The 13,752-nt window shown below is 65.6% G+C and carries 12 protein-coding genes; 4 read left to right on the forward strand and 8 right to left on the reverse strand.

The annotated features are described in order from the left end of the window. Positions 1-5: 5 nt before the first annotated feature. The 8 genes from KIH45_RS13660 to KIH45_RS13695 all read right to left on the reverse strand — a co-directional run bounded on the left by KIH45_RS13660 (position 6) and on the right by KIH45_RS13695 (position 8,071). Complete coding sequence (locus KIH45_RS13660; RefSeq protein ID WP_213176594.1) at positions 6-908, reverse strand: acyl-CoA thioesterase; 903 nt, start codon at positions 906-908, stop codon at positions 6-8. A gap of 101 nt (positions 909-1,009) precedes the next feature. After that, positions 1,010-3,175, reverse strand: a complete 2,166-nt coding sequence (locus tag KIH45_RS13665; protein WP_213176595.1) for a sodium-translocating pyrophosphatase — start codon at positions 3,173-3,175, stop codon at positions 1,010-1,012. Positions 3,176-3,286: 111 nt separating this feature from the next. Then, entirely contained in the window at positions 3,287-4,189 is a 903-nt protein-coding gene (thiL, locus tag KIH45_RS13670) for a thiamine-phosphate kinase (RefSeq protein WP_213176596.1), read from the reverse strand. A 1-nt stretch (position 4,190) separates the two neighbouring features. Beyond that, a complete protein-coding gene (nusB, locus tag KIH45_RS13675) occupies positions 4,191-4,634 on the reverse strand; it encodes a transcription antitermination factor NusB (RefSeq protein WP_213176597.1) in 444 nt (147 codons plus the stop codon). Continuing rightward, positions 4,631-5,158, reverse strand: a complete 528-nt coding sequence (locus KIH45_RS13680; protein WP_213176598.1) for a DUF1993 domain-containing protein — start codon at positions 5,156-5,158, stop codon at positions 4,631-4,633. The genes nusB and KIH45_RS13680 overlap by 4 nt, the downstream gene beginning before the upstream one ends. Positions 5,159-5,162: 4 nt before the next feature. Further along, positions 5,163-6,467, reverse strand: coding sequence for a histidinol dehydrogenase (gene hisD / locus KIH45_RS13685; protein WP_213176599.1), 1,305 nt, complete (start codon positions 6,465-6,467; stop codon positions 5,163-5,165). Further along, complete coding sequence (gene hisG / locus KIH45_RS13690) at positions 6,467-7,129, reverse strand: ATP phosphoribosyltransferase (RefSeq protein ID WP_213176600.1); 663 nt, start codon at positions 7,127-7,129, stop codon at positions 6,467-6,469. The genes hisD and hisG overlap by 1 nt, the downstream gene beginning before the upstream one ends. A 36-nt stretch (positions 7,130-7,165) precedes the next feature. Beyond that, positions 7,166-8,071: a pirin family protein gene (locus KIH45_RS13695; RefSeq protein ID WP_225899921.1), complete on the reverse strand. Its 906-nt coding sequence runs from the start codon at positions 8,069-8,071 to the stop codon at positions 7,166-7,168. A gap of 247 nt (positions 8,072-8,318) precedes the next feature. Here KIH45_RS13695 and KIH45_RS13700 point away from each other — a divergent pair, with 247 nt between their 5' ends. The 4 genes from KIH45_RS13700 to KIH45_RS13715 all read left to right on the forward strand — a co-directional run bounded on the left by KIH45_RS13700 (position 8,319) and on the right by KIH45_RS13715 (position 13,711). Further along, entirely contained in the window at positions 8,319-9,704 is a 1,386-nt protein-coding gene (locus KIH45_RS13700) for a sugar transferase (RefSeq protein ID WP_213176601.1), read from the forward strand. 75 nt (positions 9,705-9,779) lie between these two features. Continuing rightward, complete coding sequence (locus KIH45_RS13705) at positions 9,780-11,075, forward strand: CoA transferase (protein ID WP_213176602.1); 1,296 nt, start codon at positions 9,780-9,782, stop codon at positions 11,073-11,075. 45 nt (positions 11,076-11,120) lie between these two features. After that, on the forward strand, positions 11,121-12,707 hold the full coding sequence (gene guaA / locus KIH45_RS13710) for a glutamine-hydrolyzing GMP synthase (RefSeq protein WP_213176603.1): 1,587 nt from the start codon (positions 11,121-11,123) through the stop codon (positions 12,705-12,707). 149 nt (positions 12,708-12,856) lie between these two features. After that, on the forward strand, positions 12,857-13,711 hold the full coding sequence (locus KIH45_RS13715) for a DMT family transporter (protein WP_213176604.1): 855 nt from the start codon (positions 12,857-12,859) through the stop codon (positions 13,709-13,711). Positions 13,712-13,752 lie beyond the last annotated feature (41 nt).

A 13,752-nucleotide genomic window follows, 5' to 3' on the forward strand; every position in this document is an offset into this window, starting at 1 on the left:
GAAGGTTATTCGTTGTCGTCGGTGTTGAAGCGCATCAGCCCTTCTTGCGCGGTCGACGCGACAAGACGGCCATCGCGTGTATAGAAGCTGCCGCGGTTGAACCCGCGCGAACTTCCCGTCCACGGCGATTCGAATGCGTAGAGCAGCCAGTCGTCCGCCCGTGCATCGCTGTGATACCAGATCGCGTGATCGAGGCTTGCCGCCTTGCGCACTTCGGACCAGCGGGAGCCGCCGTGCCGCAGCTTTGATGCCGACAGCAGGCCATAGTCGCTGAGATAGGCGAGCACGAGGCGATGCAACTGCGCATCGTCAGGCAGCGGGGCCAGCGTACGGAACCACATGTAGGGCCGTTCGACATTGGCGCGGCTTTCCAGCGCCATTTCATCGGGCATGCGCACTTCGTAGGCGCGGTTGCGGCGCATATGCTTGAAGAACTTGCTTTCCTTGCTGGACCCGGCGGTCAGTTCCGCCTCGCTGCGCAAGTCTTCGGGCGGAAGCACGCCGGGCATCGGAACCGCGTGGCCGGGCCCGTCCTCTCCCTTGTGGAACGATGCCGCCAGATTGAGGATCGGACGGCCCTTCTGACTGGCCACGACGCGGCGGTTGGAAAAGCTGCCGCCGTCGAACTGGCGGTCGACCTCGAACTCGATGGGAAAGTCTTCGTCCCCGCCGCGCAGGAAATAGGCGTGGAGCGAGTGAGGCTTGCGCTCTTCATCAACTGTACGGAACGCGGCGGCCAGTGCCTGTGCGACGACCTGTCCGCCGAAAATACGGCCCACGCCGCCGATCTTGCGCCGCCCGACGAACCGGTTTTCGCCGTCATTGTCGAGCGTCAGCAGGGTGACGAGCGCGTCGACACGTTCTTGCGGGGAAAGCTGCGGGATTTCGGCTTCGGCGTTATCGGTCATGGGTGATTCTTTGGTCTGCCTCTCGGTGAAGGTCAATCGCCACGAAAAAGCCCCGCCCGGACGGACCGGGCGGGGCTGCACCCCAACCATGGGGCTAGGTCTTAGCCGGCAGCAAGCGCCGCCAGCAGAAGCAGGGCCACGATGTTCGTGATCTTGATCATCGGGTTCACGGCGGGACCCGCGGTATCCTTGTAGGGATCGCCCACGGTATCGCCGGTCACCGCGGCGTGGTGGGCGTCAGAGCCCTTGCCGCCGTGGTTGCCGTCTTCGATGTACTTCTTGGCGTTGTCCCACGCGCCGCCGCCCGCGGTCATCGACAGGGCGACGAAAAGTCCGCCCACGATAACGCCGAGGAGGAGGGCACCCAACGCCGCAAAGCCGTTCTGCGGGCCCGCGATGAGGGTGATCACGAAATAGACCACGATCGGCGCCAGCACCGGCAGCAGCGAGGGGACGATCATTTCCTTGATCGCCGCCTTGGTGACGAGGTCGACCGTGCGGGCATAGTCCGGCTTGCTGGTCCCGGCCATGATGCCGGAATCGGCCGCAAATTGCTCGCGCACGTCCTTCACCACGTCGCCCGCCGCGCGGCCCACTGCCGTCATGCCCATCGAACCGAACAGGTACGGGAGCAATGCACCGAGCAGAAGCCCGACGATGACGTAGGGGTTCTCGAGGCTGAAATCGACGTCGAGATCGGGGAAGAAGTGGGCAAGGTCGGTCGTGTAGGCAGCGAAGAGGACGAGAGCCGCAAGGCCCGCCGATCCGATCGCGTAACCCTTGGTCACGGCCTTGGTGGTGTTACCCACGGCGTCGAGAGCATCGGTCTTTTCACGAACCGATGCGTCCATGTCGGCCATTTCCGCGATACCGCCCGCATTGTCCGTCACCGGACCATAAGCGTCGAGCGCCACGACCATGCCGGCAAGCGCCAGCATCGCGGTCGCGCCGTAGGCAATGCCGATAAGGCCTGCCAGCTGGTACGCGATGATGATGCCCGCCACGATCACCAACGTGGGAAGCGCGGTCGCCTCCATGGAGATCGCAAGGCCCTGGATCACGTTGGTGCCGTGGCCGGTTTCCGACGACTTGGCGATGGACTTCACCGGACGGAAGTTCGTGCCGGTGTAGTACTCGGTAATCCAGATGATGAGGCCGGTAATGACAAGGCCCAGCATCGAGCACCAGAACAGGTCCATGCCGGTAAAGCCGCCGACCTGGCTGGCCGTGCCTTCTTCCGACAGGGGCATGCCCGGATCGACATTGGCGACAAGGCCCGGATCGCCTGCCTGGATCGGCGCGTTCATGTCGCCCAGCGCAAGCTGCGTGACGAAGTAGATCGCGGGGATCGACAGGATCGCGGTGACAAGGAAGCCCTTGTACATCGCGCCCATGATCGACTGCTTGGAACCCAGCTTCACGAAGTAGGTGCCGAGGATCGAAGTCAGGATGCAAGCACCGCCGATCAGCAGCGGCAGCGCCATGAGCCCGGCAAGCTGCGGAACGCCCGAAAGCAGCAGTGCGGTCAACACCATAGTGGCGCCGACTGTCACGACATAAGTCTCGAACAGGTCGGCTGCCATGCCGGCGCAGTCGCCGACGTTGTCGCCCACGTTGTCCGCGATGACGGCGGGGTTGCGCGGATCGTCTTCGGGGATGCCTGCTTCCACCTTGCCGACAAGGTCGGCGCCGACGTCTGCGGCCTTGGTGAAGATACCACCGCCAAGACGCGCAAAGATCGAGATCAGCGAGGCACCGAAGGCCAGCGCCACCAGCGCATCGACGACCGTGCGGTCATCGCCGCCGACCGTGTATCCGGCCAGCATCGTGAGGTATCCGTAAAAACCCGCGATCGCGAGCAGGGCAAGGCCTGCCACCAGCATGCCGGTGATCGCGCCGGCGCGGAACGCAAGGGTCAGGCCCTCCTGCAGGCCCGTCTGCGCAGCTGCTGCCGTACGCACGTTTGCGCGGACCGAGATGTTCATCCCGATGAAGCCCGCAACGCCCGAAAGGATCGCGCCGATCACGAAGCCGACGGCGCTGATCAGTCCGAGGAAGACGGCGACCAGCACCGCGACGATCACGCCGACGATGGCGATGGTGGTGTATTGCCGCTTGAGGTAGGCCTGAGCCCCTTCCTGCACAGCGGCGGCGATTTCCTGCATTCTCTCGCTGCCGGCGGCAGCGCCCAGAACCTGGCGGCTGGTGACGAAGCCGTACAACACGGCAAGCAGTCCCAGCACGATGGCGATCGTAACTAGATCCACGTTGGAATCCCCTCCTATTTTGTCCCGCGCCCCTTTTTGCGGGGCGTCGGCAGGGGAAGCTACACGGTATCGGGCGCGGCGCAAGCGCGCTTTGCACAGGCCATTTCGCGGTCAGCCGTGGCGGTATCCGAGGCGGGTTTGCGCCGCCGGCGGCTCTCCATCGAGCAGGAGCGGATGGGGCCCTTGCGGCAGGACCGTGCCGATACGCGTGGCATTGAAGGGCGGTTCGGTCCCTTCGGGCAGCGTGAAGAGAAGCTCGTAATCGTCGCCCCACGTCATGGCCTCCATGCGGCGACCGGCAAGCGCCGTGCATACTGGCACGGCGGCGCTGTCGATGGCGATGGTCGTGCCGCTGGCGTCGGCCATGCGCGCGGCGTCGAGCAGAAGGCCGTCGGAAACGTCCATCGTCGCGCCCGCAAGCGGTGCGATGGCGAGGCCTTCGTCGATCCGCGGGGCAGGGCGGCGGAATGGGCGGGTGAGCGCCTCGTTGGTCGAGCCGGCCTGAACTGCCTCGAACCCCGCGAGAGCACCGCCCAGTTCGCCCGTGACCCAGAGTGCCTGTCCGGGACGTGCATCGGTGCGCGAGGGGGCAGGGACGACGGCGGGACGTCCGATCGCGGTCAGCCCGATGCTGCGCGCGCTTCCCGATGGGGTGGAGACGGTATCGCCGCCCAGCAGCGGCACGCCGAAAGCCTCGACCGCATCGGCCAGACCTTCGGCAAACCGCGCGTCCCAATCGGCGTCGCCCAGCATGTAGCCCAGGATCAGCGCCTCGCCCGCCGCGCCCTTGGCGGCAAGGTCGGACAGGTTCACCGCGACGAGTTTATAGGCAACGTCGGCTGCGTCCTGTCCGGGCAGCCAGTGGACGCCTTCGACCATCATGTCGTGGGTGACGACAAGCGTGGTGTTGGTGAGCCTGAGTTCGGCGGCATCGTCGGCAAGGCCGCGCGCGCCCGGCGTCGTCGCGATGGCGCGCAGGGCGGCGATGAAACGTTCCTCGCCGCTTTCGCTCACGTCAGCGGACGTCCTTGCCGATGGCGTCGAGCAAGCCGTTCACGAACTTCGCCTCACGCTCTTCGAAGAAGGCATGGGCGACGTCGACATATTCGGTGATGACCGCGGCCTTGGGCACGTCGCTGCGGGCCAGCAGTTCATATGCGCCGCAGCGCAGGATCTGGATCATCGTGCGGTCGAGCCGCTTCAAGGACCAGCCCTCTGCCAGCTTGCCCGAAACCAGTTCGTCGATCTCGTCGCGGCGCGCGTCGACGCCCTTCACGACATCGTCGAAGAACGCGACTTCGGCGTCGGCGTACTGCTCGTCCTCGATCTCACGGCCGAGGCGGTGCTGGTGAAATTCGTCGAGAAGCCGCGCCAGGGGGGTCTTCTCCATGTCCATCTGGTACAGGGCCTGGACCGCCGCGAGACGCGCGGCGGAGCGGGACTGGGATCGTGCGTTCATTGGTCCGTCTTCATTCGCATGGCGCCAAGGTAATCGCGCTTGCCGACCTCTATGCCAAGGTGGCGCAGCAGCGCATACGTCGTGGTCGCGTGAAACTGGAAATTGGGGAGCGAGAAGCTCAGCAGGAAATTCTCGGCCGTGAAGGGGATGCGGAAGTCACGGAAAGCGAACTGCGCGTCCTTGCCGATCAGGGCTTCCATCTCCTCCACCGTCACCGCGTTCATTGCGGCGGTGGCATCTGCGATCAGGGCCTTCAGCCCTTCGAAAGTCGTCGGCGCGTCTTCCATGTTCGGGCTGAACGTTCCCGCCTTCGCGCCTTCGATGGCGAGGGCCGAATGGGTGTAGCAAGACTTCACCTGGTAGGCGAAATCGAACATGTCGGGCGCCAGCTTTGCCTGGATGACCTTTTCAGGCTCCCACCCGTTCGCCGCGCAATGCGCCTCTGCCTTGTCGAGCAGGCCCGAAACCGCACCAAGCTGCTGCAGGCAGGTCGGCACGAAAGCGTCGTAGAGCGTAATCGGCATCGTCTTAGTCTCCCCTGCGGCGGTCCAGCCGGATCGAGACCGAGCGGGCGTGAGCGGGCAGCCCTTCCGCCTCGGCCAAGGCGACGGCAGCCGGGCCGATCGCGGCCAGTGCATCGTCGTCAAGCTGGATGAAGCTGGTGCGCTTCATGAAGTCGAGCACCGACAGCCCGCTGGCAAACCGCGCGCGGCGGCCCGTGGGCAGGACGTGGTTCGGCCCGGCGACATAGTCCCCGATGGCTTCCGGCGTCGAACGGCCCATGAAGATCGAGCCTGCGTGCCGGATCGATTCCAGCAGCGGTTCGGGATCGGCAACGGCCAGTTCGACATGCTCTGCCGCCAGCGCATTGGCGAGCGCGGGGGCTTCGTCCATCGAGCCGATCTCGATAATGACGCCGTGGTCCTTCCACGACTGTTCGGCCACCTTGCGGGTCGCAAGCTGGGCGAGTTCCACGCCCACGCGGTCTGCCACACGGTCGGCGAATTCGGCATCGTCGGTGATCAGGATCGACTGCGCAACGGGGTCATGCTCTGCCTGCGAAAGCAGGTCGGCGGCGATGAAGCCGGGGTCGTTGTCCTTGTCCGCGATGACGAGGATTTCGCTGGGCCCTGCGACCATGTCGATGCCGACAGTGCCGTAGAGCTGGCGCTTGGCCTCTGCCACCCAGGCATTGCCGGGGCCGGTGATGACGTCGACCGGCGCGATGCGGTCGGTGCCGTATGCCAGCGCGCCCACGGCCTGCGCGCCGCCGATGCGCCAGATCTCGTCCACGCCCGCGATGTGCGCGGCGGCAAGGACCAGCGGATTGACGTGCCCGCGCGGCGTCGGCGTGACGACGGCAAGGCGTTCAACGCCCGCGACCTTGGCGGGCACGGCGTTCATGATCAGCGACGACGGATAGGCCGCGCGGCCACCGGGCACGTAGAGCCCTGCGGCATCGACCGGCCGCCAGATCGCGCCAAGCCGCACGCCCGCTTCGTCGCGGTAGTCGCGGCGCTGCGGCATCTGCGCTTCGTGATAGGCGCGCACCCGCTCCGCCGCCGTTTCAAGCGCCTCGCGCAGCACGCCGTCGAGTGCGTGGTAGGCCGCGGCGCAGGCTTCTGCCCCGATGCGCCAGTCGTCGTCGCTGGCAAGGTCCCAGTGGTCGAAGCGCTTGGTATAGTCGACCAGCGCCTCGTCACCCTCTGCGCGGACGCGTTCGAGGATGCGGGTCACGTCGCGCCCGACATCGTCGTCCGCCTCGCGCCGGTCGGCGACAAGGCGCTTGAACGCCTTCTCGAAGCCGGGATCGGAAGAGACGAGCCGCTTCATCAGGCGGCCTTGGGCTCTGCCGAGAGAGCGCGGAAACTGTCGATCAGCGCGCCGAGGCGTTCGGGATGAGTCTTCAGCGCGGCGCGGTTGACGATGAGGCGCGCAGAAACGGGCAGCAGCTCCGCCGTCTCGACAAGGCCGTTCTCGCGCAGCGTCGTGCCGGTCGAAACGAGGTCGACGATCCGCGTCGCAAGGCCCAGCGAGGGAGCAAGCTCCATCGCGCCGTTCAGCTTCACGCATTCGGCCTGAATGCCCTTGGCCTCGAACCAGCGGCGGGTGAGATTGGGATACTTGGTCGCAACGCGCATGTGGCTGGCATTGTCCGCTTCGCCGACAGTGCCATCCTTCGGCTCTGCGATCGACAGGCGGCAGTAGCCGATGCCGAGGTCCACCGGCGCGTAGAGATCGGGATAGTCGAATTCCTCGATCACGTCCGAACCCACGATACCGGCGTGGGCCGCGCCATGGGCCACGAATGTCGCCACGTCGAAAGCGCGCACGCGTATGATGCGCATCGACGGGTCTTCACAGGCAAACGACAAAGAGCGGTTCTTCTTGTCGTGGAAGCCTGATTCGGGAACGATACCGGCGCGCGCCATCAGCGGAAGCGCCTCTTCCAGAATGCGCCCCTTGGGCACGGCGAATGTGAGCGTTGCGGTCATGACAGGCGCGCAGATAGGCCGCATGGCCCGCTTAGGCTAGGGGTAACTGACGGTCTTGGGCTTTTCGGGAATGGGGATGAACTCCTTTTCGTCGCCCGGAACCTTGGGAAAACGCCCCTCGCGCCAGTCTTCCTTGGCCTGTTCGATACGTTCGGACCGGCTGGAGACGAAGTTCCACCACACCGTGCGGCGGCCCATCGTTTCCCCGCCCAGCAGCATGACCCGAGCGCCCGAACCGCTGGTGAGCGTCATCGCCATTCCCGGGCGCAGGACGTGCAGGGCATAGAGCGTAAGCGGTTCGCCATCGACGCTCGCCTCGCCGCCGATCAGCATGACACCGCGTTCGTCCGCCTCTGCCTCGATCGGGACCGATGCGCCTGCGTCCAGCGCGATGTCGGCATAGATCGTCTCGGCATGGCAGGTCGTGGGCGCGGCCTCGCCCCAGAGCTTGCCCATGATGACCCGCGCGCTGACGCCGGTGTCGGTGACAATCGGCAGGTCGCCTGCCGCGATGCTTTCGAAAGTGGGGTCGATTTCCTCAAGAGCTTCGGGAAGCGCCAGCCACGTCTGCATGCCGTAGAGCGGAAAGCCGGTCTCGCGCTCTTTCTGGGGCGTGCGTTCGGAATGGACGATGCCACTGCCCGCCGTCATCAGGTTTACCGCGCCGGGCCGGATCGTCGCGAACGAACCGAGAGAATCGCGGTGATCGATCGCGCCTTCGATCAGGTAGGTCACGGTCGACAGGTTGATATGCGGGTGCGGGCGCACGTCCATCGCGTCGCCGGGATTGAGCTGCGCCGGACCGAATTCGTCCACGAACACGAAAGGCCCGACCATCCGGCATCGCGGAGACGGGACCGCGCGGCGGACCGTGAAGCCACCAAGATCGTGGCTGACGGGTTCTACCGTCATGGTGAAGGGTGTGGTGTCGTCCATGCTCATGCGCCGGTCCTTCGATTTTGCGGAGGGACTGTGCCTTCAGAACGTAGCGAAGTCACGTTCGCTCCCAAGTGCCCGCAGATTGATCCGATCTGGGGATAAAACAGGCTCTAACTGCGTGATTTTGCTTAGTAACGGACTTTGTTCAAATTCACCGCGTTGACTCCAGACCCTAGGTTCATTTCGTATCGCAACAGGGTCAAAAGGGGGTGGCCGGACCGGATTTCCTGCCGGGTGGCCATGGTCGCACATGAACGCAATCTCGACGATTTACGGCGCTCAAAGTGCCGTCCGCAATCGGCCGACCGGGCTGGGGCAGGGGCAGCGCCTTGCCGTGCAGGGCATGGTGGCGACTTGCGACGGGGCGGCGGTCTATCTCGCGGTGTTCGTCTCGTGCCTTCTTCACGATGTCGCCTTCACGCATGGCACGATGGACTTTGCCGCCTTGCTGCCGCCGCTGACGGTCGGGATCGCGATCGTCTCCGGTGCCTATCAGGGCCGTGTCCTGCTTGCCCCGCTGGCCTCTGCGGCGCGCGGGGTACGGGCCATGCTCTATGCAGCGGCGGCGGTGATGTTCGTGTTCTTCGCGATCAAGGCGACGCAGGACTTGTCGCGCATCGCTTCGTTGTTCGGCGTGGTGTTGGGGGCGTGCGGGCTTGCAACCTGCCGGATGATCATCGCGATCCGCGTGCGCGGTACGTGCAACGCAGTTGCCGAACGAATCCTGCTGATCGAGGACGGCTCGCGCTGCGCGGACGTGAAATGGGCGTGCCGGGCAGAAGTACGGGCCATGGGGCTGGAGCCTGATGCCGACGATCCGGTCATGCTGACCCGCATCGGTGACCTGATGCACCGGATGGACAGGGTCGTCGTCTGCTGCCCCGAAGATCGCCGCGAACGCTGGGCCGCGGTGCTGACAAGCTTCGACGCGCGCGGAGAGATCATCGATGCGCAAGTCGATAGGCTGGGCGTGATCGGCGCGGGGCGCGTGGGCAATCGCGGAACGCTGGTCGTAGCTGCGCACCCGCTGGCGCCGCACCACCGCATCGTGAAACGCGGGTTCGATATCGTCGCCTCTGTCCTTGGCCTTGTTGCCCTCTCGCCGGTGTTTGCCGTCGTCGCGCTTGCCATCCTGCGCGAAGATCGTGGGCCGGTATTTTTCTGGCAGGACCGGCTGGGGCAGGGGAACCGCACGTTCCGGATGCTGAAGTTCCGGTCGATGCGGGCGGACCAGTGCGATGCGGCGGCAAACCGCCTGACCAGCCGCGACGATCCGCGCGTGACGCGGGTGGGCCAGTTCATCCGCGCGACCTCGATCGATGAACTGCCGCAGTTGATCAACGTGCTCACCGGACAGATGAGCATCGTCGGCCCGCGCCCCCATGCGCCGATGGCGAAGGCGGGGACCAAGCTCTACTGGCAGGTCGATCGCCGGTACTGGGAACGCCACGCGCTGAAACCGGGGCTGACCGGCCTTGCCCAGGTGCGCGGGCATCGCGGTGCCACCGATCACGAAGATCACTTGCGCGCGCGGCTTCAGGCAGACCTTGAATATCGCAACGGCTGGTCGATCTGGCGCGATTTTCGCATCGTGCTGGCGACAATTCGCGTGTTGATCCACCCCAAGGCCTATTGATCGCCCACCTGCTCTCGCCATCCCGCGATGGTGTAGTTAGACCTCGTTGCGATGGCAGATGAGGCAATAGGAGCGATGCAAGCGGCGGCCGATCTGGTGCAGGCGATCCTGCGCGCCAGTGGCTCGGACGCCGAATGGTCCGCGCCCGCTGCCGACCATCCTGCAATCGCGTGGCGGCGTAGCGGATTGCAGGCAATCACCGGAATGGCGGATGGTCCGGCGCTCGTCTGCCCGGTCGCCGTGACGACTTTCGCCGACTATGCGCTCGACGCCTTGCGCGTGACCTCGGATGCAACGTCCCTGCCGCATTCCGGCGCGGTCTTGATGGGGGAGCGTGCCCGATTGCTCGACCTGCCAAGACGAGGCGAAACTTCGCCCAACGGCAGCTGCCACCTGATCGAAGCGCGCGATGGCCGGATAGCGATCAACCTACCGAGAGAGGACGACCTGGACCTTGCCGGGGCCATGGTCGGAGAAGAGATTTCCGACATTGCCGGTCTGGCCGATCAGGTGCGGCAAATGTCTTGCGCGGATCTGGTGGAACGGGGCCGCACGCTCGGCCTTGCCATCGCCGTCGACACCATGCCGAAGGCTGCGCAAGATCCCATATTCATCCGACGTGATGGATCGCCTTTGCCGGCAATACCAAGGCCACTGGTCGTAGATTTTTCATCGCTCTGGGCCGGTCCGCTCGCCGGTTCGCTGCTCGCCGCATGCGGAGCGGACGTGATCAAGGTCGAAAGCCGGTCCCGCCCCGATGGTGCGCGGTTTGGCGACGCGCGGTTCTTCGATCTGCTCAACGCGGGCAAGCGGTGCGCTGCGTTCGATTTCGCATCGGAGCCGGATCGCGCCCTGCTGCGCCGCCTCGTATCGCGGGCCGACATCGTGATCGAAGCGTCCCGACCGCGTGCCCTGCGCGCGCTGGGCCTTGATGCCGAGGCAGAAGTGGCGCGCGGGGCCACGTGGCTTTCGATTACCGGCCATGGCCGAGATGGCGCAGCGGGCGACGCTATCGCTTTCGGCGACGATGCCGGGATCGCAGGCGGCCTCGGATCGGCGATGCGGGAAGTCTTTGGCCAAAGCCTGTTCGCAGGCGATGCGATCGCCGACCCGCTTTCCGGCATTGCCGGTGCGCTCGCGGCGTGGAGTGCGCACAGGGCAGGCGGGGGCGCACTGATCGACCTTTCGATGTCGGGTCTCGTCGCTGCACTCACCGCTCGCTGCCGGGTGGGGCAGGCAGAGGGACAGGCCTGGCAGCAGATGGCGCTGGCCGATACCTCTCCCCTATACCCCATGCGGCAGGCAAGCGGCCGCGCTGCGGCGTTGGGGGCGGACCACGAAGCGATTATCGCCGAACTCGCAGACTCCTGAATACCCGCGCTGGACAGAATCGCGGTTGCTTCCTATCGCGCGCCCATGGCCAACGCAGACACTGAAGCGCCTCACGGCGACACCATCCTCATCGTCGATTTCGGCAGCCAGGTTACCCAGCTGATCGCACGCCGCGTGCGCGAGGCCGGGGTCTATTCCGAGATCGCGCCATTCACGATGGCGGAAGAGGCGTTTGCCCGCCTGAAGCCGACCGGCATCATCCTGTCGGGTTCGCCCGCCAGCGTGCCCGAAGACGGAAGCCCGCGCGCGCCGCAGTGCCTTTTCGACAGCGGCCTGCCGATCCTTGGCATCTGCTATGGCCAGCAGGTCATGACGCACCAGCTTGGCGGCGAAGTGCGCCCGGGGCACGAAACGGGCGAAGGCGGTGAATTCGGCCGCGCGTTCCTGACCGTGACGAAGGATTGCGCGCTGTTCGACGGCCTCTGGGCCGAGGGTGAGCGTCACCAGGTCTGGATGAGCCACGGTGACAAGGTCACGCAGTTCGCACCCGGTTTCGAGATTGTTGCCACCAGTGACGGCGCGCCTTTCGCGGTGATCGCGGACGAGAGCCGCAAGTACTACGGCACGCAGTTCCACCCCGAAGTGGTCCACACGCCCGACGGCGGCAAGCTGATCGCCAACTTCGTGCGCCACGTCTGCGGCTGTGCGGGCGACTGGACGATGGCCCAGTTCCGCGACACAAAGATCGCCGAAATCCGTGAGCAGGTGGGTGACGGCAAGGTGATTTGCGGCCTGTCCGGCGGCGTCGACAGTGCGGTGGCCGCCGTCCTCATCCACGAGGCGATCGGCGACCAGCTGACCTGCGTTTTCGTCGACCACGGTCTTATGCGCATGAACGAGGCGCAGCAGGTCGTGACCCTGTTCCGCGACCACTACAACATCCCGCTCGTCCACGTTGACGCGGAAGAGATGTTCCTTGGCGGGCTTGCGGGTCAGACCGACCCTGAAAAGAAGCGCAAGTTCATCGGCGGGGCCTTCATCGACCTGTTCGAGGCAGAGGCGAAGAAGATCGGCGGCGCGGATTTCCTTGCCCAGGGCACGCTCTATCCCGACGTGATCGAGAGCGTCTCGTTCACCGGCGGGCCTTCGGTCACGATCAAGAGCCACCACAACGTCGGCGGCCTGCCCGAACGCATGAACATGAAGCTGGTCGAACCGCTTCGCGAACTGTTCAAGGACGAAGTCCGCGAACTGGGCCGCGAACTGGGTCTGCCCGACATCTTCGTCGGTCGTCATCCCTTCCCGGGGCCGGGCCTTGCGATCCGCATGCCGGGCGAAGTCACCAAGGAAAAGTGCGACATCCTGCGCAAGGCCGACGCGATCTACCTTGAGGAAATTCGCAATGCGGGCCTCTACGATGCGATCTGGCAGGCTTTTGCCGTCCTGCTGCCGGTCCGCACCGTCGGCGTGATGGGCGATGCGCGCACTTACGACAGCGTCTGCGGCCTGCGCGCCGTGACCAGCACCGACGGGATGACGGCGGACGTCTATCCCTTCGACGGGGCCTTCCTGTCGAACGTTGCGACGCGCATCGTCAACGAAGTGCAGGGCATCAACCGCGTGGTCTACGACTATACGTCGAAGCCGCCGGGGACGATTGAGTGGGAGTAACCGAGACCCAATTCCGTCCGGGGGACGGAATTGGCCGGTTGCTCGCGAGCGCAAGCGAAGCGTGGGCACCGTACCCACCTCACGCGACCTTTTGACAATGGCCATCGAGCTTTCCTCCGCTAGTCTCGGCGGCGGATAGAGGAGAGCCGATGCCAGAACCCGAACGCGCGATGCGGCCTTCCGTGCTGCTCTTGCTGGCAGTGCTGGCCATCGCCGCTTTTGCAGGCAATTCGCTGCTGGCGCGCGCGGCGATCGGGGACGGTTCGATCGATGCGGGCAGCTATACGCTGGTCCGGCTGGCGAGCGGGGCGGCGATCCTGCTGCCGGTCTTCGTGAAGCGGGGTTTGCCGCGCATTTCGGACTTGCCCGGTGCCTTTTCGCTCTTCGTTTACGCTGCCGGATTTTCCTTTGCCTATATCGCGCTTCCAGCAGGGACGGGGGCGCTGGTGCTGTTCGCCTGCGTGCAGGCCACGATCATGATCATCGGCATGGCGCGCGGCGAAAGACCGGGCTTGGCGGGCATCGCGGGTCTGGTCCTCGCGCTTGCCGGTGTCGCCTGGCTGATCGCGCCGGCAGCATCGGTGCCCGAGGATGCCTTTGCGGCCGTGCTGATGGCGGTCGCGGGCGTGGCTTGGGGTATCTACACGCTGCTGGGCCGCGGGGCAGGGGATCCGGCGCGGCGGACGGCGGCGAACTTCCTGATTGCGACGCCGATGGCCGTGGCGCTTGTCGCCGTGCTTGGCCCGCACGACCTGTCCGGCGCGACGACAGGCGGTATCTGGCTCGCCATCGCGGCAGGCGCGATCACATCGGGGCTGGGCTATGTCGCATGGTACGCGGTCGCCCCGCGCATGGGCCTTGCCACCGTCGCCACGGTGCAGCTTGCCACTCCTGTCGCTGCCGCGCTGATCGCGGCGGTCACGCTGGCTGAACCGCTCACGCTGCGGCTTGCCATTGCGGGCGCGATGATCATCGGCGGGATCGTGCTTACCCTGCGCAAGTGATGCGCGCTTGCAGCATCGCCGCATTGCGATAGGCTGCGGCT

The sequence above is a fragment of the Croceicoccus gelatinilyticus genome (genome assembly GCF_018398395.1).
GTDB classification, from domain to species: Bacteria; Pseudomonadota; Alphaproteobacteria; order Sphingomonadales; family Sphingomonadaceae; genus Croceicoccus; species Croceicoccus gelatinilyticus.